17 protein-coding genes are annotated in these 20,401 nt (G+C 56.3%); 11 read left to right on the top strand and 6 right to left on the bottom strand.

What is annotated here, in order from left to right:
* Positions 1 to 25: 25 nt before the first annotated feature.
* Positions 26 to 1,492: a mannitol dehydrogenase family protein gene (locus tag AK59_RS0114225; protein ID WP_029883085.1), complete on the bottom strand. Its 1,467-nt coding sequence runs from the start codon at positions 1,490 to 1,492 to the stop codon at positions 26 to 28.
* A 204-nt stretch (positions 1,493 to 1,696) separates the two neighbouring features.
* Between AK59_RS0114225 and uxuA the strand changes: the two genes are divergently transcribed.
* Entirely contained in the window at positions 1,697 to 2,887 is a 1,191-nt protein-coding gene (uxuA, locus tag AK59_RS0114220; RefSeq protein WP_029883084.1) for a mannonate dehydratase, read from the top strand.
* A 116-nt stretch (positions 2,888 to 3,003) separates the two neighbouring features.
* On the opposite strand, the gene yeiP is transcribed toward uxuA, so the two are convergent.
* On the bottom strand, positions 3,004 to 3,576 hold the full coding sequence (gene yeiP, locus AK59_RS0114215; protein WP_008500940.1) for an elongation factor P-like protein YeiP: 573 nt from the start codon (positions 3,574 to 3,576) through the stop codon (positions 3,004 to 3,006).
* A 162-nt stretch (positions 3,577 to 3,738) separates the two neighbouring features.
* On the opposite strand from yeiP, the gene AK59_RS0114210 reads away from it, so the two are divergent.
* Positions 3,739 to 3,993 carry a YkgJ family cysteine cluster protein gene (locus AK59_RS0114210; RefSeq protein WP_029883083.1) on the top strand — a complete coding sequence of 85 codons (255 nt, stop codon included), beginning with the start codon at positions 3,739 to 3,741 and terminating at the stop codon, positions 3,991 to 3,993.
* On the opposite strand, the gene setB is transcribed toward AK59_RS0114210, so the two are convergent.
* Complete coding sequence (gene setB / locus AK59_RS0114205; RefSeq protein ID WP_013097970.1) at positions 3,990 to 5,171, bottom strand: sugar efflux transporter SetB; 1,182 nt, start codon at positions 5,169 to 5,171, stop codon at positions 3,990 to 3,992. The genes AK59_RS0114210 and setB overlap by 4 nt on opposite strands.
* Before the next feature lie 357 nt (positions 5,172 to 5,528).
* Between setB and fruB the strand changes: the two genes are divergently transcribed.
* The 3 genes from fruB to fruA are packed head-to-tail and all read left to right on the top strand — an operon-like array spanning position 5,529 to position 9,299.
* Positions 5,529 to 6,659, top strand: coding sequence for a fused PTS fructose transporter subunit IIA/HPr protein (gene fruB / locus AK59_RS0114195; RefSeq protein WP_029883081.1), 1,131 nt, complete (start codon positions 5,529 to 5,531; stop codon positions 6,657 to 6,659).
* A complete protein-coding gene (gene fruK / locus AK59_RS0114190; RefSeq protein ID WP_014170919.1) occupies positions 6,659 to 7,597 on the top strand; it encodes a 1-phosphofructokinase in 939 nt (312 codons plus the stop codon). The genes fruB and fruK overlap by 1 nt, the downstream gene beginning before the upstream one ends.
* Before the next feature lie 16 nt (positions 7,598 to 7,613).
* Positions 7,614 to 9,299, top strand: a complete 1,686-nt coding sequence (fruA, locus tag AK59_RS0114185) for a PTS fructose transporter subunit IIBC (RefSeq protein WP_023619758.1) — start codon at positions 7,614 to 7,616, stop codon at positions 9,297 to 9,299.
* Positions 9,300 to 9,373: 74 nt separating this feature from the next.
* Here the strand turns inward: fruA and nfo are convergent, their stop codons facing one another.
* Together nfo and AK59_RS0114175 are read right to left on the bottom strand one after the other, a co-directional pair.
* Positions 9,374 to 10,231, bottom strand: coding sequence for a deoxyribonuclease IV (gene nfo, locus AK59_RS0114180; protein WP_013097964.1), 858 nt, complete (start codon positions 10,229 to 10,231; stop codon positions 9,374 to 9,376).
* Between the two features lie 64 nt (positions 10,232 to 10,295).
* Positions 10,296 to 11,342 carry a YeiH family protein gene (locus AK59_RS0114175; RefSeq protein ID WP_029883080.1) on the bottom strand — a complete coding sequence of 349 codons (1,047 nt, stop codon included), beginning with the start codon at positions 11,340 to 11,342 and terminating at the stop codon, positions 10,296 to 10,298.
* Between the two features lie 97 nt (positions 11,343 to 11,439).
* On the opposite strand from AK59_RS0114175, the gene yieE reads away from it, so the two are divergent.
* The 3 genes from yieE (at position 11,440) to cirA (ending at position 16,131) form a co-directional block, all read left to right on the top strand.
* The gene (gene yieE / locus AK59_RS0114170; RefSeq protein ID WP_029883079.1) at positions 11,440 to 12,306 is read left to right on the top strand and encodes a DNA-binding transcriptional regulator YeiE; all 867 of its coding nucleotides are present in this window, start codon (positions 11,440 to 11,442) and stop codon (positions 12,304 to 12,306) included.
* A 158-nt stretch (positions 12,307 to 12,464) separates the two neighbouring features.
* Positions 12,465 to 13,934, top strand: a complete 1,470-nt coding sequence (locus AK59_RS0114165; RefSeq protein ID WP_013097961.1) for an amino acid permease — start codon at positions 12,465 to 12,467, stop codon at positions 13,932 to 13,934.
* Positions 13,935 to 14,160: 226 nt separating this feature from the next.
* Positions 14,161 to 16,131 (top strand): catecholate siderophore receptor CirA, encoded by a 1,971-nt coding sequence (gene cirA, locus AK59_RS0114160; protein WP_029883078.1) that lies wholly within the window; start codon positions 14,161 to 14,163, stop codon positions 16,129 to 16,131.
* 52 nt (positions 16,132 to 16,183) lie between these two features.
* On the opposite strand, the gene fghA is transcribed toward cirA, so the two are convergent.
* Positions 16,184 to 17,020, bottom strand: a complete 837-nt coding sequence (gene fghA / locus AK59_RS0114155; protein WP_029883077.1) for an S-formylglutathione hydrolase — start codon at positions 17,018 to 17,020, stop codon at positions 16,184 to 16,186.
* A 138-nt stretch (positions 17,021 to 17,158) separates the two neighbouring features.
* On the opposite strand from fghA, the gene AK59_RS0114150 reads away from it, so the two are divergent.
* From AK59_RS0114150 to yeiB, 3 genes are all read left to right on the top strand, one after another.
* Complete coding sequence (locus tag AK59_RS0114150) at positions 17,159 to 18,307, top strand: YbfB/YjiJ family MFS transporter (protein WP_029883076.1); 1,149 nt, start codon at positions 17,159 to 17,161, stop codon at positions 18,305 to 18,307.
* A gap of 102 nt (positions 18,308 to 18,409) precedes the next feature.
* Complete coding sequence (folE, locus tag AK59_RS0114145; RefSeq protein ID WP_013097957.1) at positions 18,410 to 19,078, top strand: GTP cyclohydrolase I FolE; 669 nt, start codon at positions 18,410 to 18,412, stop codon at positions 19,076 to 19,078.
* 18 nt (positions 19,079 to 19,096) lie between these two features.
* Entirely contained in the window at positions 19,097 to 20,254 is a 1,158-nt protein-coding gene (gene yeiB, locus AK59_RS0114140; RefSeq protein WP_029883075.1) for a DUF418 domain-containing protein YeiB, read from the top strand.
* Positions 20,255 to 20,401 lie beyond the last annotated feature (147 nt).

Here is a 20,401-nt window from a genome sequence, read left to right as displayed (position 1 = left end):
CCGTTCGCCTTAAGCGCAATAAACGTTAAAGATTTAACGTTTCGATAACAGCCTTGCGCGCCCCGAGGCGGGCTATACGTTGGTATGCCTGGTTCACCGCCTCGACAAAAACGTGGTTTTGCGCGAGATCGTGTCCAAAGACTTCGCTCAGCGTCAGCAGAGCGTTTACGCGGTTTGCGTCATTGCTGGCTTCAACCTTCGCACGGATTTTGTCGCTGAGCGGATCGCGGACATCAATCGTATTGCCTTGTTCATCTGTACCGCTGACGTAGCGGATCCAGCCCGCCACGCCCAGCGCCAGCAGTGGCCACGCGCTTTGACGCTCCAGATGAATACGGATCCCATCCAGCATGCGCTGGGGCAGCTTTTGACTGCCGTCCATCGCAATTTGCCAGGTACGGTGCTGCAGTGCCGGGTTGGCAAAACGGTCGAGCAGGCTGTCGGCGTAAGCCGTTAGATCAACGTCGGTGATACGCAGCGTAGGGGCCTGTTCATCCAGCATTAACCGCCGCGCGGCCTGACGAAACGCCTTATCCTCCATACATTCATTAATGTGCGCATACCCGGCGAGATAGCCCAGATACGCCAGGAAGGAGTGGCTGCCGTTCAGCATACGTAATTTCATCTGTTCCCACGGCAGAACGTCCTGCACCATCTGCACGCCTGCCACTTCCCACTCCGGGCGTCCGGCGACAAAGTTATCTTCCACGACCCACTGAATAAAGGGCTCGCAGCTGATGGCGCACGGATCTTCCACACCGAGTTCCTGCGCGACCTCCGCCAGCGAGGCATCGGTGGCGGCGGGCACAATCCTGTCAACCATTGTGCCCGGGAAACTCACATGGGTATCAATCCATCCGGCCAGGTCTTCAGAGCGTTTCTGCGCCATGCCGAGCACGGCATTTTTCACCACGTGGCCGTTATCCGGGATGTTATCGCAGGAAAGCACCGTAAAGGCGGGTAAGCCGCGTTCACGGCGGCGGTGGAGCGCTTCGACTATGATCCCTGGGGCGGAATGGGGCTCCGTCGGGTTTTCCAGATCGTGAACGATCCGGGTGTTTTGCAAATCGAGTTTCCCGGTTGCGGGGTCGATGCAATAGCCTTTTTCAGTAATGGTGAGGGAAACAATTGCCACCTGCGGCTCGCAAAATTTCTCAATGATGGCGGCCAGCGAGTCCAGTTTTGCGTTCAGGCATTCATGCACGGCTCCAGTGATAATCGGCTGGTTGCCCTCCGCGCCTTTCTCCAGCACGGTGAAGAGGTGATCCTGCGCCCGCAGCTGGCTCATCAACACGTCGCCGCTGAACAGACTAATCTCACAAATGCCCCAGTCGCCTCCTTTGGCATTCAGCACCCGATGGGTTAATAACGCCTGATGCGCACGGTGAAAAGCACCAAAGCCGAAGTGAACGATGCGCGAGCGCAGAAGCGAGCGATCGTAGCGCGGCTGCTGAACATGGGCAGGAAGCGAGGTGGAGGCAATTGTCTTCATGAAATACACACCTGATTAACCATTAATTAACAATGCCAGTGTAAAGTTATATGACAACAAAGAGAATTGGTAAGCCGTAAATATCGCCGTTCTGTGAGTTCGATCAATCAATCTGTGGCGTTGTGTTGACCCTCTTCATTAAACATGTATGGTAGTCGTCATCGCAGTAATACATATTGGTATAACAACTTTGGAGGGTGGGCAATGGAACAAACCTGGCGTTGGTACGGGCCGAACGATCCAGTTTCTCTAGATGATGTGCGTCAGGCTGGCGCAACGGGTGTCGTCACGGCGCTGCATCATATTCCGAATGGCCAGGTGTGGCCGGTAGAGGAGATTCAACAGCGTCAGGCGCTGCTGGCAGAAAAAGGCTTAACCTGGTCTGTTGTGGAAAGTATTCCCGTTCACGAAGATATCAAAACCCATTCTGGGGAGTATCAGACCTGGATTGCTAACTATCAGCAGAGCATCCGCAACCTGGCGGCCTGCGGCATCGATACCGTTTGCTATAACTTCATGCCTGTTCTTGACTGGACGCGTACTGACCTTGAGTATCAGCTGCCAGACGGTTCCCGAGCGTTGCGTTTTGATCAGATCGCCTTCGCGGCCTTTGAGTTACACATTCTGAAACGCCCTGGCGCGGAAGCCGATTACACGGCCGACGAGCAGCAGCAGGCGCGCGAATGGTTTAACGCAGCAAGTGAAGCAGACATTGAAAAGCTGACCCGCAATATCATCGCGGGCCTGCCGGGTGCAGAAGAGGGCTACACGCTGGATCAGTTCCGCGCCCGTCTGGCAGAGTACGGCGGCATTGATAAAAATCAGCTGCGCGAAAACATGGCGTACTTCCTGCGCGCGATTGTGCCGGTCGCGGAAGAGGCGGGCGTGCGTCTGGCCGTACATCCGGACGATCCTCCGCGTCCCATCCTCGGCCTGCCGCGTATCGTCTCAACCATTGAAGATATGCAGTGGCTGAAAGAGACGGTCGATAGCATCTATAACGGCTTTACCATGTGCACGGGCTCGTACGGCGTGCGTGCGGATAATGACCTGGTGCGGATGATTGAAACCTTTGGCGATCGTATTCACTTCACGCATCTGCGTGCGACCTGCCGTGAAGAGAACCCGAAAACCTTCCACGAAGCGGCGCACCTGAGCGGTGATGTGAATATGGTGGCGGTGGTGGATGCCATTCTGGCGGAAGAGGCACGTCGTAAACAGGCTGGCGATTTACGTCCTATTCCGTTCCGCCCGGATCACGGACACCAGATGCTGGACGATCTGCGTAAGAAAACGAACCCGGGCTATTCGGCGATTGGCCGCCTGAAAGGGATGGCAGAAGTGCGCGGCGTAGAGCTGGCGCTGAAGATGACGAAGTATCCTGAGCTTCTGTAAGTTCTGTTGCCCGGTGGCGCTACGCTTACCGGGCCTACAAAAAACCGGCCTGAGAGCCGGTTTTTGTGTTTTTGTAGATCGGGTAAGGCGAAGCCGCCACCCGACAAAAGCCGCACTCAGTCAGCACGACCCATATAGCGTTTTTCTTCGATATGGATGCGGATTTTCTCACCCGCGGACAGGTATTCAGGCACCTGCACCACCAGACCGGTGGTCAGCGTCGCGGGTTTGTTACGCGCACTGGCGGACGCGCCTTTGATACCCGGTGCCGTTTCAACGATTTCCAGATCAACCGTCTGCGGCAGTTCCAGCGCCAGCAGCACGCCGTCCCAGGTCAGAACCTGCATATCCGGCATACCGCCTTCAGGAATGAACAGCAGCTCTTCTTCAATCTGATCTTTGGTGAAGATATACGGGGTGTAATCTTCTTTATCCATGAATACATATTCGTTGCCGTCGATATAGGAGAAATCAACATAGCGACGGGTCAGAGTGACGGTATCAACGATATCGTCACCTTTAAAACGTTCTTCCACTTTAAGGCCGGTACGTACATCGGCGAAACGCATTTTGTACAGCGTTGCTGCACCACGGGCGCTCGGGGCCTGAATATCGATATCTTTCACAATCAGCAGTTTGCCGTTGTAATTCAGTACCATACCTTTCTTAATTTCGTTCGCTCTTGGCATTGCAGTAATCCTGTCTACGGGAGGTAAAAAATATCGCGCCAAATTACTCGTGCGCGGCCTTTCAGGCAAGCGGAATTCGTGGCTTTTGCTATCAATACATAAAAGGTGTTACTGTGCGCCCGATACCCGACTGCGCGGGTCTTTCACCGATAGAGAGCATTTATGGATTGTCGTCCCGATTGCGGCGCGTGCTGTACCGCACCGTCCATTTCCAGCCCCATTCCAGGTATGCCGGAGGGCAAGCCTGCGAATACCCGCTGCGTTCAGCTCTCTGAAACCAACCTGTGCATGGTCTTTGGCTCGCCTCTGCGCCCGAAGGTCTGCTCCGGGCTGCAGCCCTCCGCCGAGATGTGCGGCAACACGCGCGCGCAGGCGATGACGTACCTGCTTAATCTGGAAGCACTCACCGCACCTTAAACGTCTTTAATTCTTGTCAGGCACGCTATCGTCAGGGTGCACATCACCAGCGCAATCCAGAACACCGTGTGATAGTTCCAGATTTCAGCCACCACGCCGGCCATTGAGCCTGCTATGATCCAGCCCACGCGGGTGGTATTAGTATAAAGGGTGGTGGCAGAGCCTGCCTGGCCCGGCATCAGATCCTGGAAATAGAGCATGCCAATTCCGGCGAGTATGCCGATATAGATGGCGTTCAGCAGCTGTAAAGCCAGCAGCAGCCCCGGCGTATGAACCGTCAGCATTCCAACATAGAACAGTAGCCCGGCGACGGCGGCGATACGCATCAGAAAACGTTTCCCGAAACGCTTCGCGTAATAGCCAGCAATCAGCATGGTGGGGATTTCAAGCCCGGCTGCGGTCCCCATCATGATGCCAGCAAGCTTCTCGGGCAGATGCAGCTCATCAATAATAAACAGCGGCATATTAATGATATACAGGCTGTTTGTGCCCCACATCAGCGTACAGATAATAAAGAGGAGCAGGGCGTCACGACGGTTACGACGCGGTGCCTCCAGCACGCCTGTTGCCACTTTTGGCTCTTTACGCATCGACGGCAGAAAGAACCACACCATGGCGCCACACACCACAAAGGCCACTGCCGCACTCAGGTACATCACCGTAAAGCCAAACCCCATCGCCAGCGCGTAAGCCAGCGGCGGGCCAATAACCCACGCCAGCGATACTTGCGCACGCAGAATAGAGCTGAACATCACCGCTTCTCGCCCGGTATGGTCGGCATGCTCACGGGCAAGGGCGAACATCTGCGGATTCGCCGTTGAACCGAAACTGCTCAGAAACACCCCGATAAACAGCAGAACAAAATAGTTGCGGTTCCAGGCAAACAGGACACAGGCGAACACCCCCAGCAGACAGCAAAAGACGATCAGGCTTTTACGATCGCCTTTTTTATCTGAACGCCCCGCCAGAAACTGGCTCACCAGGATGCCGATAATGGCGCTTCCGGTAAAGAAGAAGCCCACCATCGCCGGACGCGCATGGACTTCATTGGTCAGGAACAGGCTCAGCGTAGGGGTCTGCAGCGCACCGGCGATGCCGGTCAGAAAGGCAACAATTAAAAATGCCGTTGAGGTGAAATCAAAGGGCTTCGGCGAGACGGCGGCGGGCGTGTTATGCATGTTTCACAGTCGGTGAGTTTCCAGGAGACGCGGAGTGTACGTCGCGAGTCAGAAAATAAACAGAGGGTGAGGTCAATTTCGCCACGAATAATCAAAATGGCATTTCATATTCGCGTGCAGCTGACCTTAGCTGAAACTGATTTGCTGACCGTCAGCAAAATTCAGCTGAACGAGGAAGAAATGTGCTGCATCTCTAAATTCTGCAATCAGAAATGTAACTTTCCTTGCAACGTCTTGCAGAAAGCGCAAGACTTTTTGAAACGTTTCAGCGCTATCTTGTTTTAACAAACGGAGCAGGCTAGCGCATTTTTTCTCAGTGAAGCTGAAACGATTCACTTTCAGCAGGAGAGGAGAACCATGTTCCAGTTATCTGTACAGGATATCCACCCGGGCGCTCAGGCCGGGAACAAAGAAGAGGCCATTCGCCAGGTTGCCGCTGCCCTTGTGCAGGCCGGCAATGTGGCTGAAGGCTACGTCAACGGCATGCTGGCGCGTGAGCAGCAGACCTCGACCTTCCTCGGCAATGGCATCGCCATTCCGCACGGCACCACAGACACCCGCGATCAGGTGCTGAAAACCGGCGTTAAGGTTTATCAGTTCCCGCAGGGCGTTGTGTGGGGCGAGGGGCAGGTGGCTTACGTGGCCATCGGTATCGCTGCCAGCAGCGACGAGCACTTAGGTTTGCTGCGTCAGCTGACGCATGTGCTGAGCGATGACGCCGTGGCCGAGCAGTTGAAATCTGCCACCACCGCTGAAGAGCTGCGCGCTCTGCTGATGGGCGAAAAACAGAGCGAAGCGCTGAAACTGGATAACGACACGCTGACGCTGGACGTTGCCGCGACCGATCTGGTGACGCTGCAGGCCCTGAATGCCGGACGCCTGAAAGAAGCCGGGGCAGCAGACGCTACCTTTGTTACGCGCGTCATTAACGATAAGCCTCTCAATCTGGGCCAGGGTATCTGGCTGAACGACAGTGCTGAAGGCAACCTGCGGAGCGCTATCGCGGTGAGCCGTGCCGCAAACGCCTTTGACGTAGACGGTGAAAGTGCTGCACTGCTGGTGACCGTCGCCATGACCGATGACCAGCCGGTTGCCGTGCTGAAGCGTCTGGGCGATCTGCTGCTGAACAACAAAGCTGAAAAACTGCTGAACGCGGATGCCGCCACCGTGCTGGCTCTGCTGACCAGTGATGATGCGCTGACGGATGACGTGCTGAGCGCAGAGTTCGTTGTACGTAACGAGCACGGCCTGCATGCCCGTCCGGGCACCATGCTGGTGAATACCATTAAACAATTTGAAAGTGAGATCACCGTGGCTAACCTGGATGGCACGGGCAAAGCGGCTAATGGTCGTAGTCTGATGAAAGTTGTCGCGCTGGGCGTGAAGAAGGGTCACCGTCTGCGTTTCACCGCGCAGGGTGCGGATGCTGAACAGGCGCTGAAAACGATTGGCGATGCCATCGCGGCGGGTCTGGGGGAGGGCGCATAATGAGCAGACGTGTTGCGACTATTACGCTGAACCCGGCTTATGACCTGGTGGGGTTTTGCCCGGAGATTGAGCGCGGCGAAGTAAACCTCGTGCGTACCACTGGCCTGCATGCTGCGGGCAAAGGGATTAACGTCGCGAAAGTGCTCAAGGATCTCGGTATCGATGTCACCGTGGGGGGATTCCTCGGTAAAGATAACCAGGATGGTTTCCAGCAGCTGTTCAGCGAGCTGGGCATTGCTAACCGTTTCCAGGTTGTTCAGGGCCGTACCCGTATCAACGTCAAACTGACGGAGAAAGACGGGGAAGTGACCGATCTGAATTTCTCTGGCTTTGAAGTGACGCCGTCTGACTGGGAGCGTTTTGTTAACGATTCTCTGACCTGGCTGGGCCAGTTCGACATGGTGTGCGTCAGCGGCAGTCTGCCATCCGGCGTAAGCCCGGAAGCCTTCACCGACTGGATGACGCGCCTGCGCAGCCAGTGCCCGTGCATCATCTTTGACAGCAGCCGTGATGCGCTGGTCGCCGGCCTGAAAGCGTCCCCGTGGCTGGTGAAGCCTAATCGCCGTGAACTGGAGATCTGGGCTGGCCGGAAGCTGCCAGAATTAAAAGATGTGATTGACGCTGCCCATGCGCTGCGCGAGCAGGGTATCGCTCACGTGGTGATTTCGCTTGGTGCAGAAGGGGCGTTGTGGGTTAACGCGTCTGGCGAATGGATCGCCAAACCGCCGTCGGTTGACGTTGTCAGCACCGTTGGCGCCGGGGATTCGATGGTTGGCGGTCTGATCTATGGCCTGCTGATGCGCGAATCCAGTGAACATACTTTACGTCTTGCCACCGCCGTTGCAGCCCTGGCCGTGAGTCAGAGCAATGTCGGCATTACCGATCGTACCCAGTTAGCCGCGATGATGGCGCGCGTTGACTTAAAACCTTTTAACTAACAGCAGGAGAGGAATAATGAAAACGCTGCTGATTATTGACTCCGGTCTCGGACAGGCTCGCGCCTATATGGCGAAGACCCTGCTGGGAGCGGCGGCGAACAAAGCACATCTGGAAATGACCGATAACCCGGGCGACGCTGAACTGGCGATTGTGCTGGGTGATAAGGTCCCGGCTGACAGCGCGCTGAACGGCAAAAAAGTGTGGCTGGGCGATATTAATCGCGCGGTGGCACATCCGGAACTGTTCCTGAGCGAAGCGAAAGGTCATGCGTCTGTCTATAGCGCACCGGCTGCGGCAGCACCGGTTGCTGCCACGGGCCCGAAACGCATTGTGGCGGTGACAGCTTGTCCGACGGGCGTCGCGCATACCTTTATGGCGGCTGAAGCGATTGAAACCGAAGCGAAAAAACGCGGCTGGTGGGTAAAAGTTGAAACCCGTGGCTCGGTGGGTGCGGGCAATGCCATCACCCCGGAAGAAGTGGCGGAAGCCGATCTGGTGATCGTTGCGGCGGATATCGAAGTGGATCTGGCGAAATTCGCGGGTAAACCGATGTACCGCACCTCTACCGGCCTGGCGCTGAAAAAGACCGCGCAGGAGTTTGATAAAGCGCTGGTGGAAGCCCAGCCTTATCAGGCAACCGGTGCGGCTAAACCGGCTACCGAAGGGAAAAAAGAATCCGCGGGCGCCTATCGTCACCTGCTGACCGGTGTGTCTTATATGCTGCCGATGGTGGTGGCGGGCGGTCTGTGTATCGCACTGTCATTCGCGTTTGGTATCACCGCATTTAAAGAAGAAGGAACGCTGGCTGCGGCGTTAATGCAGATTGGTGGCGGCTCCGCGTTCGCGCTAATGGTGCCGGTGCTGGCAGGCTTTATCGCCTTCTCCATCGCTGACCGTCCGGGCCTGACGCCGGGTCTTATCGGCGGTATGCTGGCCGTGAGCACCGGTTCCGGCTTTATTGGCGGTATCATTGCTGGTTTCCTGGCGGGTTACGTCGCGAAGCTTATCAGCTCGAAGCTGAAGCTGCCGCAAAGTATGGAAGCCCTGAAACCGATTCTGATCATTCCGCTGATTTCAAGCCTGGTGGTCGGTCTGGCGATGATTTACCTGATTGGTAAGCCGGTGGCGGGTATCCTGGCGGGTCTGACCCACTGGCTGCAAACCATGGGCACGGCAAACGCGGTGCTGTTGGGTGCTATCCTCGGTGGCATGATGTGTACCGACATGGGTGGTCCGGTAAACAAAGCGGCCTATGCATTCGGTGTGGGCCTGCTGAGTACCCAGACCTACGCGCCAATGGCAGCCATTATGGCAGCCGGTATGGTGCCACCGCTGGCGCTCGGCCTGGCAACGATTATTGCGCGTCGTAAATTCGACAAAGCGCAGCAGGAAGGCGGCAAAGCGGCACTGGTACTGGGCCTGTGCTTTATCACCGAAGGGGCGATTCCGTTCGCTGCCCGTGACCCAATGCGTGTTCTGCCTTGCTGTATCGTTGGCGGCGCGGTGACCGGGGCTATCTCAATGGCGATTGGCGCGAAGCTGATGGCACCGCACGGTGGTCTGTTCGTTCTGCTGATCCCAGGCGCTATCACCCCGGTACTGGGTTACCTGCTGGCGATTGTTGCCGGTACGCTGGTGGCGGGGCTCTCTTACGCGGTGCTGAAACGCCCTGAAGCGGAAGCGGTGGCAAAAGCAGCCTAAAAGAGGTGTCGGGTGGCGGTTTCGCCTTACCCGACCTATAAAAAAGCCGGACGCTTAACGCGATCCGGCTTTTTTTATGCCGCCTGTTCAGCGGTCTGCTGTGCCTTCAGCCAGGCGATCTCTTCCGCCCAGATATCCGGATTGATGGTTTCCAGCACCATGGGGATACCATCGAAACGGGCGTCCTGCATGATAAAGCGGAACGCATCATGGCCAATATTACCTTCACCCAGGCTGTGGTGACGGTCTACGCGGCTGCCAAAGGCGCTTTTGGCATCGTTTAAGTGCATTCCGCGCAGATACTTAAAGCCTACCACGCGTTCGAACTCATCGAAGGTGTTTTTCGTGGCCTCGGTTGTACGCAGATCGTAACCGGCTGCAAACGCGTGACAGGTATCGATACATACGCCCACGCGGGATTTATCTTCCACGCCGTCGATGATGGCGGCCAGATGTTCAAACTTAAAGCCGAGGTTGCTGCCCTGACCGGCGGTATTCTCGATCACCGCGGTAACCCCCTGGGTTTTATCCAGCGTGATGTTAATGGACTCCGCAATGCGTGCCAGGCAGGCCTCTTCGTCTATCTGCATCAGATGGCTACCCGGATGGAAATTCAGCAGCGTCAGCCCAAGCTGCTCGCAGCGCTGGACTTCATCCAGAAACGCTTCGCGGGATTTCTCCAGCGCTTCCTGAACCGGATGACCGAGGTTGATCAGATAGCTGTCGTGGGGAAGGATTTGACCCGGCCCGTAGTGGTACTTCTCACAGGCGGCTTTGAAATCATCTATGACATCAGCGGTAAGCGGCGCGGCGCGCCACTGGCGCTGGTTTTTGGTGAACAGGGCGAAAGCGGTCGCCTCAATTTCGGCGGCGCGAATGGCGGCATTCGCAAGGCCACCGGCAGCGCTGACGTGCGCTCCAACGTATTTCATAAAGGGACTCCTGTTAACCCGAAATGCGTATCATAACGGGTTAACAGGGGAAGGATGTAGTGGTTTATGCCATCAGGCTGTGAACCACGAGGTTAATCGCACCGCCACCCACAATCAGCCAGATGAAGAGCACCAGCGCCATCAGCAGCGGTTTCGCACCGGCTTTTTTCAGCGCGCTGACGTGCGTGGTCACCCCCAGCGCCGCCATCGCCATCGCCAGCAGCACGGTATCCAGCGTCACCAGCATATCGACCACCGCTTTTGGCAGCAGGTGGAAGGAGTTGAAAATCGCCACCACGATAAACAGGATCGCAAACCACGGTATGGTGATTTTACTCTTCTGATTACCACACGCGGGCGCAAGCTGTTTCACGCGGGCGGCCAGGATAATCAGGAAGGGTGCCAGCATCATGACGCGCAGCATTTTAGCAATCACCGCGGCGTTTTCTGCTTCCGGGTTAATGGCATGACCCGCCGCCACGACCTGCGCCACTTCATGCATGGTTGAGCCAATGTAGATGCCATAGGTTTCCGGGCTAAACCAGTGGGCAACCAGCGGATACATGGCCGGGTAGAGGAAAATAGCCAGCGTACCGAAGATCACCACGGTCGCGACCGCCACCGTAACTTTGCTGGATTCCGCCTTGACCACAGGTTCGGTTGCCAGTACCGCCGCCGCACCGCAAATACTGCTCCCGGCACCGATCAGCCAGCTGGTCTGTTTATCCAGGCCAAATATTTTCTGTCCGATAAAGCAGGCCAGTAAAAAGGTGCTGGTCAGGGTCAGAACGTCAATGGCGATACCGCTAATGCCAACATCCGCAATCTGTGAAAAGGTGAGGCGAAAGCCGTAAAGAATGATCCCGAGGCGCAGCAGATGCTGCTTGGCAAAAATAACGCCGCCATCACAGGACTTCCAGATGTGCGGGTAAACGGTGTTACCCACGACCATGCCGAGCAGGATCGCCAGCGTTAAGGCGCTAAAACCGGCACCGGCGACGGCGGGAATGCTGCCGCCCCATAATGCCACACCGGTGACGACCGCGCTGAGCGCAAGACCCGGCACGAAGTGCCACAATGTACGATGATGCTGTAAGGTGATTTCTGACATAACCTTCTCCTTTGTCTGGCTAAAGGTTACGGCGCGCTGGTTTAAAAATAAAATTGATTATATACTTATAATCAATCTATATAAGTGGTAAGCAACCATGCACATTACTTTGCGTCAGCTGGAAGTTTTTGCCGAAGTGCTGAAAAGCGGGTCGACGACCCAGGCCTCGCAGATGCTTTCGCTTTCCCAGTCTGCGGTCAGCGCCGCGTTAACCGATCTTGAGGGCCAGTTGGGCGTGCAGCTCTTCGACAGGGTAGGGAAGCGGCTGGTGGTTAACGAACATGGCCGCCTGCTTTATCCCCGCGCGCTGGCACTGCTGGAACAGGCAACGGAAATTGAACAACTCTTCCGGGAAGAGAACGGTGCCATCCGCGTGTATGCCAGCAGCACCATCGGAAACTATATCTTGCCGGAAGTGATCGCCCGCTATCGCCGGGATTTCCCGACCCTGCCGCTGGAGATGAGCGTGGGGAACAGTCAGGATGTGATTAATGCGGTAATCGATTTTCGCGTGGATATCGGTCTTATCGAAGGGCCATGCCATAACGTCGATATCATTGCGGAACCCTGGCTGGAAGATGAGCTGGTGGTCTTCGCCTCACCCGCCTCGTCGTTATTGCAGGGTGAAGTAACCCTGGAACGTCTGGCGCAGGCGCAGTGGATCCTGCGTGAGCAGGGCTCCGGCACGCGGGAAATTGTTGATTATCTGCTGCTCTCCCATTTGCCGCATTTCCAGCTGGGGATGGAGCTGGGCAACTCAGAGGCAATCAAGCATGCGGTGCGACATGGCCTTGGGATCAGCTGCCTTTCACGACGGGTCATTATTGAACAGCTTGAGGCCGGAACGCTGGTTGAAGTTCCGCTTCCGCTGCCCAAACTGGTGCGCACGTTGTGGTGTATTCACCATCGTCAGAAACATCTTTCCAGCTCGCTGCAGCGTTTTCTGCGCTATTGCGCCATGTAAAAGCGCCCCTCACCCCAATGGGGAGAGGGAAAAATTATGCTTTACTTATAATCCTGGCCGAGTCATGAAGCTCTCTTATAACTCAGTATTTCTGCCGGAAGGAACGCGGATCGTCTGCTACAATCGCGCCTCATTTATTGAATGGACAGCATTTTCACATGGTTTCAGAAACTAAAACCACAGAAGCGCCCGCGCTACGCCGCGAACTCAAGGCGCGTCACCTGACGATGATCGCCATCGGCGGCTCAATCGGTACAGGTCTTTTCGTTGCCTCCGGGGCAACCATTTCGGCAGCTGGCCCGGGTGGGGCACTTTTCTCTTATATCCTGATTGGCCTGATGGTCTACTTCCTGATGACCAGCCTGGGCGAACTGGCCGCGTATATGCCGGTATCCGGTTCGTTTTCGACCTACGGTCAGAAATACGTTGAAGAAGGCTTTGGCTTCGCGCTGGGCTGGAACTACTGGTACAACTGGGCGGTCACCATCGCCGTTGACCTTGTCGCCGCACAGCTGGTTATGACCTGGTGGTTCCCGGACACGCCAGGCTGGATCTGGAGTGCGCTGTTCCTCGCGGTCATCTTCCTGCTCAACTACATCTCCGTTCGCGGCTTTGGCGAAGCGGAATACTGGTTCTCTTTGATCAAAGTGGCAACCGTCATCATCTTTATCGTCGTCGGTGTGGCGATGATCGTTGGTATTTTCAAAGGGGCGGAACCGGCCGGGTGGAGCAACTGGACGATTGGCGATGCGCCGTTTGCCGGTGGTTTCTCGGCGATGATTGGCGTGGCGATGATTGTTGGCTTCTCCTTCCAGGGCACCGAGTTGATTGGTATTGCTGCCGGTGAGTCTGAAAACCCGGAGAAGAACATTCCGCGCGCGGTGCGTCAGGTATTCTGGCGTATTCTGCTGTTCTATGTGTTCGCGATCCTGATTATCAGCCTGATTATCCCATACACCGACCCAAGCCTGCTGCGCAACGATGTCAAAGACATCAGCGTCAGCCCATTCACGCTGGTCTTCCAGCATGCCGGTCTGCTCTCTGCGGCGGCGGTAATGAACGCCGTTATCCTGACAGCGGTGCTGTCTGCGGGTAACTCCGGTATGTACGCCTCAACCCGTATGCTCTATACCCTGGCCTGTGACGGTAAAGCGCCGCGTATTTTCGCAAAACTGTCTCGTGGCGGTGTGCCGCGTAACGCACTGTATGCCACAACGGTCATTGCTGGTCTGTGCTTCCTGACCTCCATGTTCGGTAACCAGACGGTCTACCTGTGGCTGCTCAACACCTCTGGTATGACGGGCTTTATTGCCTGGCTGGGGATTGCCATCAGCCACTACCGCTTCCGTCGCGGCTATGTGATGCAGGGACACGATCTGAACAACCTGCCGTACCGTTCCGGGTTCTTCCCGCTGGGGCCGATTTTCGCCTTCATTCTGTGTCTGATTATCACCCTGGGCCAGAACTATGAAGCGTTCCTGGCGGACACCATTGACTGGGGCGCCGTAACGGCCACCTACATTGGTATTCCGCTGTTCCTGGTGATCTGGTTTGGTTACAAGCTGATGAAAGGAACGCACTTCGTTCGCTACAGTGAAATGGAATTCCCTGAACGATTTAACAAATAAACCGCACTTCCTCTCTTTTAGCCCGCTCATTTGAGCGGGCTTTTTTATCTCCACATTATGCAGAACGGATATAATTTTTAACAATTTAATTGATAATAATAATCGTTTGCTTTATCGTTACGTCAAAATAAGCAGACCACCGACCCGCCGGAGATGCGGGCGGAGCAAATGGCATTGTGGGCAATAATCTTTTGATTTAGTTGTATTTACCTCATGGAGATATGGAATGTTTAGGTTGAATCCCTTCGTCAGGGGAGGACTTTGTGCGTCCGCAATGTCCCTGGCACTGCCTGTCATCGCTGCGGAATCCAGCGACACACTGGTTGTCACGGCGTCAGCGACTGAGCAAAACCTGAAGGACGCACCGGCGAGCATCAGCGTCATCACCCAGGAAGACCTGCAGCGTAAACCCGTTCAGAACCTGAAAGATGTGTTGCAGGACGTACCGGGCGTGCAGCTCACTAATGAAGGGGACAACCGTAAAGGGGTAAGTATTCGCGGTCTGGACAGCAGCTATACGCTGATCCTGATCGACGGTAAGCGTGTTAACTCCCGCAACGCCGTCTTCCGCCATAACGATTTCGATCTGAACTGGGTTCCGGTCGATGCGATCGAGCGGATCGAAGTGGTGCGCGGGCCAATGTCCTCGCTCTACGGCTCAGATGCGCTGGGCGGCGTGGTGAACATCATCACCAAGAAAATCGGTCAGAAGTGGACGGGCACCCTGAGCGCCGACTCCACCATTCAGGAACACCGCGATCGCGGGGACACCAACAACGGCCAGTTCTACACCAGCGGCCCGCTGGTGGACGGTGTGCTGGGGCTGAAGGCCTACGGCAGCGTGTCTAAGCGTGAAAAAGACAAGCAGCAAGAATCGTCTACCACAACGAGCGGTGAAACGCCGCGCATTGAGGGCTTCACCAGCCGCGATGCCAATGTGGAATTCGCCTGGACGCCGACGGAAGATCATGACTTTACCGCAGGCTATGGTTTCGACCGCCAGGATCGTGATTCCGATTCCCTCGATAAAAATCGCCTTGAGCGCCAGAACTACTCCGTGAGCCACAACGGCCGCTGGGGGACAGGCAACAGCGAACTGAAAGTTTACGGCGAGAAGGTGGACAACAAAAACCCGGGTAACAGCCATACCATCACTTCCGAGAGCAACGCCGTTGATGGTAGATACGTGCTGCCGCTGGGTGAAATCAATCAGCTGCTGACCTTCGGCGGCGAATGGCGTCACGACAAACTGAAAGATCCGGTAAACCTGACCGGGGGCTCCGGCAGCGCGACCTCTACCAGCCAGTATGCTCTCTTCCTTGAAGATGAATGGCGGATATTTGAACCGCTGGCGCTGACTACCGGCATCCGTATGGACGACCACGACACCTACGGCGATCACTGGAGTCCGCGAGCGTATCTGGTCTATAACGCGACCGATACCGTCACGGTGAAAGGGGGCTGGGCAACCGCGTTTAAAGCGCCATCCCTGCTGCAACTGAGTCCGGACTGGATCACCGGATCGTGTCGCGGTGCCTGCGAGATTGTCGGTAACCCGAACCTGAAACCGGAAACCAGCGAAAGCTTTGAACTCGGGCTGTACTACAGCGGGGAAGAGGGATGGTTAGAGGGCGTGCAGGCCAGCATTACCACCTTCCAGAACAATGTTGATGACCGTATCAGCATCAGCCGTACGGCGAACGTTAACCAGGCTAAGAGCTACCCGAACTACGTGGGGCTGAATGCTGACGGTGAACCGATCTTCCGCTATTACAACGTCAACAAGGCGCGTATTCGTGGCGTGGAAACCGAGCTGAAGATCCCGGTGGCTGAGGACTGGAAGCTGACGCTGAACTATACCTACAACGACGGGCGTGATATCAGCAACGGCGGCAACAAACCGCTGTCCGAACTGCCGTTCCATACCGCCAACGGTACCGTGGACTGGAAGGCGACGCAGGACTGGTCGTTCTACGTCCAGGGCCACTACACCGGCGAGAAACGTGCGTTAACCAGCGCAGACGCAACGCCGGGCGGCTATGTCATCTGGAATACCGGCGCGGCATGGCAGGCAACGAAAAGCGTGAAGCTGCGCGCGGGCGTGCAGAACCTGCTGGATAAAGATCTGAGCCGCGACGATTACAGCTACACGGAAGATGGCCGCCGCTACTTTGTGGGTGTGGATTATAAGTTCTGATGTGTTTTTCATGCCCGGTGGCGCTTCGCTTACCGGGCAAAAAAGACCGCACTTACCCGAACAAATGCTCCGCATGGAAGCGGAGGTGATCCTCAATAAAGGATGCAATGAAATAGTAGCTGTGGTCATATCCGGGCTGAATACGCAGCGTCAGCGGCCAGTCTTTCTGACGTGCGGCTTCAGCCAGCACGGCGGGCTGTAGCTGTCCGGCCAGGAACTGATCCGCATCACCTTGATCGACAAGCGTCGGGATCGCATTTCCAGGCCGGCTCGCCAGCATCAGGGCGCAGCTGTCCCATTCCTGCCAGCGTTGTGCGTCATCACCCAGATAGTTCGTGAAGGCTTTCTGCCCCCACGGTACCTGGGTGGGGTTTACTATTGGCGCAAACGCGGAAACGCTGGTGTATCTGCCAGGATTTTTTAGCGCCATGATCAACGCGCCGTGCCCACCCATGGAATGCCCGCTGATGGCACACCGGTTGCTTACTGCAAACTCACGCTGGATCAGGGCTGGCAGCTCGTCGGCAATGTAGTCGTACATGCGGTAATGGCTCGCCCACGGCTGCTCTGTGGCGTTCAGATAGAACCCGGCCCCTTTGCCCAGATCATATCCGGCATCGTCCGCCACCTCATCGCCACGCGGGCTGGTGTCTGGCATCACCAGGGCGATACCCAGCTCGGCCGCCACACGCTGCGCACCCGCTTTGGTGGTGAAATTCTCATCGTTACAGGTTAATCCCGAGAGCCAGAACAGAACCGGGGGCTTAACACCCTCTTCAGTGGGCGGCAGGAAAATGCTGAACGTCATGGCACAGTTCAGGACAGTGGAGTCGTGGCGCCAGCGCTGCTGTCGACCTTCAAAACAACGATGCTCTTCGAGCAGTTCCATGCAGGGCTCCTTAATGCGAATTGCTATTCATTCAACCCATAATACAGAGTTTTCATTTACCTGTGAGCAACTTTCACTTTCGCAAGACAGCGAGATCCTGCATCATAAATTTACTTTTTATTAACAACTGGAGCGGTCATGGCGCTGCGAATTGCGCTCAGTGGATTTGTGGTTCTGGTGGTAGCGATGGGAATTGGGCGCTTCGCGTTTACCCCTCAGGTGCCGCTGATGATTGCCGCCGGGCAACTCACGCTCACCAGCGCAGGTCTGGTGGCGGCGATGAACTATCTGGGCTATCTGGTGGGCGCATGGGATGCGATGCGCGCCCATCGCTTCGTTGAAACCCGCCTTTGGCTGGGTATTACTGGCGCTGTGGCGCTGACGCTGCTTTCCGCCGCAGCGGATAACGCGCTGGTACATGGTCTGCTGCGCTTTGTGATTGGCTGCATGAGCGGCTGGTCGATGGTGCTCATTGCCGCCTGGACCAACGAGCGGCTGGGGCAACTGGGTAAACCGGGTTTGAGCGCGGCCGTGTTTGCCGGGCCGGGCGCAGGTATCGCCCTGAGCGGACTGCTTGCGGTCTATATTCACGCAAAAGCGTTGTCGGCCGGGGCCGCATGGCAGATTTACGGCGTGCTGGCGCTGGTGCTTATCGCACTGGTTGCCCGCTATTTACCGCGTGCCGGGCAACTGCACCGGCCGGGCAGCGCGCCTGAACCCCTTATTCTGACGAAAGATCTGAAGTGCCTGGTCTGGAGCTACAGCCTGGCCGGATTTGGCTACATCCTGCCTGCAACATTTTTATCGCAAATGGCGGCCGTGCGTTTTCCCGGCAGCCTGTTTGCACAGTTTGTCTGGCCGATATTTGGCGCTGCCGCTGTTGTGGGCATCGTGCTCAGCATCGTTTTGCGCCACACCTCTACCTCGAACCGCAGGCTGGCTATCGTGCTGTGGTTACAGGGGGCGGGTGTGCTGGCGGCGTGGCTACTGCCGGGAATTGGCGGCTTGCTGACGGGCGGCCTGCTGGTCGGCGGCGGATTCCTGTGTGCCGTTCAGCTCTCTTTACTCTACGGGCGCGAGCTGGCACCCGAACATACCCGCTATATGGCGGGGCTGCTGACTACCGGTTATGCCATTGGACAGCTGGTGGGGCCGATGACCTCGGCGTTATCCACCTGGCTTACCCACAAGCTTGAGCCTGCGCTGGGGCTGGCGGGCGTTGCGCTGTTCATTGCGGGCGCGCTGGTGTGGAACCGTCAGGCCGAAAGGCAGCAGCAATTGCAATAATTATCGTCGTGAATACTGGATTATGTGCGCGGCCTCACGCACAATGAGCGCACACTTTTGCCACAACGAGGGCAAAAGACGCCACACCTGCAGGAGAAAAGAATGTCATCACTCAGTAAAGAAGCGGCCCTTGTCCACGAAGCCCTGGTTGCGCGCGGTCTTGAAACGCCACTGCGTCCACCCGTTCAGGAAGTGGATAATGAAACCCGTAAGCGTCTGATTGCCGGGCACATGACCGAGATCATGCAACTGCTGAATCTCGATCTGAGCGACGACAGTCTGATGGAAACGCCGCATCGCATCGCAAAAATGTATGTCGACGAAATTTTCTCCGGCCTGGACTACGCCAACTTCCCGAAAATCACCGTCATTGAAAACAAAATGAAGGTGGATGAGATGGTGACGGTGCGCGATATTACGCTGACCAGCACCTGCGAGCACCACTTCGTGACCATCGACGGTAAAGCGACCGTGGCTTACATTCCAAAAGATACGGTGATTGGTCTGTCCAAAATCAACCGTATCGTGCAGTTCTTTGCCCAACGCCCACAGGTGCAGGAGCGTCTGACGCAGCAGATCCTGACCGCGCTGCAAACGCTGCTGGGCACCAATAACGTCGCGGTCTCTATTGACGCGGTTCACTACTGCGTGAAGGCGCGCGGTGTACGTGATGCCACCAGTGCGACCACCACCACGTCGCTGGGCGGTCTGTTTAAATCCAGCCAGAACACCCGCCAGGAGTTCCTGCGCGCCGTGCGTCACCACAACTAATCAGACAGGGCAGGGACCATGGAGCGAAACGTCACGCTCGATTTTGTTCGCGGCGTCGCCATTCTCGGTATCCTGCTGCTTAATATCAGCGCCTTCGGTCTGCCGAAGGCCGCTTATCTTAACCCCGCCTGGTATGGCGAGATCACCCGTCGCGATGCCTGGACGTGGGCAATCCTCGATCTCTTTGCTCAGGTGAAATTCCTCACCCTCTTTGCGCTGCTGTTTGGCGCCGGTCTGCAACTGCTGCTCAAACGCGGCACCCGCTGGATCCAGTCACGTCTGACCCTGCTGGTGCTCCTTGGCTTTATTCACGGCCTGTTCTTCTGGGACGGTGATATTCTTCTCGCCTATGGATTAGTCGGGCTAATTTGCTGGCGACTCATCCGTGATGCGCATAGCGTCAAAAGCCTGTTTAACACCGGCGTGATGCTCTATGTCATGGGGCTTGGGGTGCTGCTGTTGCTGGGTATGATCGCCGGCGACGCAACAAGCCGCTCATGGATACCGGACGCCGCCAACCTGCAGTATGAGCAGTTCTGGAAGCTAAAAGGCGGCGCGGAAGCGATAAGCAATCGCGCGGATATGCTGGGCGATAACCTGCTGGCGCTGGGGGCGCAATACGGCTGGCAGCTGGCGGGGATGATGCTGATGGGCGCATCCCTGATGCGCACCGGCTGGCTGAAAGGGGAATTTAGCCTGCGCCACTATCGTCGCACCGGAGTCTTGCTGGTGCTGCTGGGCGTGGCGATCAATCTCCCGGCAGTGATTGCGCAGTGGCATCTTCACTGGGATTACCGCTGGTGCGCTTTCCTGCTGCAGGTTCCGCGCGAGCTCGGTGCCCCGTTCCAGACCATCGGCTACGCCGCGCTCATCTATGGCTACTGGCCGCAGCTCTCCCGCCTCTGGATTGTCAGTGCCGTTGCCTGCGTTGGCCGCATGGCGTTAAGCAATTACATTTTGCAGACCCTCATCTGTACCACGCTGTTCTATCGATTTGGCCTGTTTATGAAATTCGACCGCCTTACGCTGGTGGCGTTTGTTCTTCCGGTCTGGACGATAAACCTGGCGTTTTCGGTTATCTGGCTGCGGTATTTCCGCCAGGGGCCGCTGGAGTGGGGGTGGCGTCAGTTAACCGCAAAAGCGTCAGGTGTTTCATTGAATAATACATCCAGATAACGATCTGGATCACAATCATTAACAAAATGGATGTAACCGTTTTCATCTGTGTGAGCTTCTTCACGTAGTCCCCTTTCTCTCGCTGCCAAAATAGCCACCTTGCTAAACACAGGGGGTGTCTGTGAGTTGCTGCAATCCTTTTAAGGA

The organism is Enterobacter sp. T1-1, from assembly GCF_000710795.1.
In the GTDB taxonomy this organism is placed as follows: domain Bacteria; phylum Pseudomonadota; class Gammaproteobacteria; order Enterobacterales; family Enterobacteriaceae; genus Enterobacter; species Enterobacter cloacae.
Note: the sequence above shows the minus strand (reverse complement) of the source record. Positions and strands in the feature narration are given on the sequence as shown.

What these genes read in the sequence shown, in the direction of transcription:
- AK59_RS0114225 (WP_029883085.1), bottom strand. Translation starts at nt 1,492, where the DNA reads ATGAAGACAATTGCCTCCACCTCGCTTCCTGCCCATGTTCAGCAGCCG.
- uxuA (WP_029883084.1), top strand. Translation starts at nt 1,697, where the DNA reads ATGGAACAAACCTGGCGTTGGTACGGGCCGAACGATCCAGTTTCTCTA.
- yeiP (WP_008500940.1), bottom strand. Translation starts at nt 3,576, where the DNA reads ATGCCAAGAGCGAACGAAATTAAGAAAGGTATGGTACTGAATTACAAC.
- AK59_RS0114210 (WP_029883083.1), top strand. Translation starts at nt 3,739, where the DNA reads ATGGATTGTCGTCCCGATTGCGGCGCGTGCTGTACCGCACCGTCCATT.
- setB (WP_013097970.1), bottom strand. Translation starts at nt 5,171, where the DNA reads ATGCATAACACGCCCGCCGCCGTCTCGCCGAAGCCCTTTGATTTCACC.
- fruB (WP_029883081.1), top strand. Translation starts at nt 5,529, where the DNA reads ATGTTCCAGTTATCTGTACAGGATATCCACCCGGGCGCTCAGGCCGGG.
- fruK (WP_014170919.1), top strand. Translation starts at nt 6,659, where the DNA reads ATGAGCAGACGTGTTGCGACTATTACGCTGAACCCGGCTTATGACCTG.
- fruA (WP_023619758.1), top strand. Translation starts at nt 7,614, where the DNA reads ATGAAAACGCTGCTGATTATTGACTCCGGTCTCGGACAGGCTCGCGCC.
- nfo (WP_013097964.1), bottom strand. Translation starts at nt 10,231, where the DNA reads ATGAAATACGTTGGAGCGCACGTCAGCGCTGCCGGTGGCCTTGCGAAT.
- AK59_RS0114175 (WP_029883080.1), bottom strand. Translation starts at nt 11,342, where the DNA reads ATGTCAGAAATCACCTTACAGCATCATCGTACATTGTGGCACTTCGTG.
- yieE (WP_029883079.1), top strand. Translation starts at nt 11,440, where the DNA reads ATGCACATTACTTTGCGTCAGCTGGAAGTTTTTGCCGAAGTGCTGAAA.
- AK59_RS0114165 (WP_013097961.1), top strand. Translation starts at nt 12,465, where the DNA reads ATGGTTTCAGAAACTAAAACCACAGAAGCGCCCGCGCTACGCCGCGAA.
- cirA (WP_029883078.1), top strand. Translation starts at nt 14,161, where the DNA reads ATGTTTAGGTTGAATCCCTTCGTCAGGGGAGGACTTTGTGCGTCCGCA.
- fghA (WP_029883077.1), bottom strand. Translation starts at nt 17,020, where the DNA reads ATGGAACTGCTCGAAGAGCATCGTTGTTTTGAAGGTCGACAGCAGCGC.
- AK59_RS0114150 (WP_029883076.1), top strand. Translation starts at nt 17,159, where the DNA reads ATGGCGCTGCGAATTGCGCTCAGTGGATTTGTGGTTCTGGTGGTAGCG.
- folE (WP_013097957.1), top strand. Translation starts at nt 18,410, where the DNA reads ATGTCATCACTCAGTAAAGAAGCGGCCCTTGTCCACGAAGCCCTGGTT.
- yeiB (WP_029883075.1), top strand. Translation starts at nt 19,097, where the DNA reads ATGGAGCGAAACGTCACGCTCGATTTTGTTCGCGGCGTCGCCATTCTC.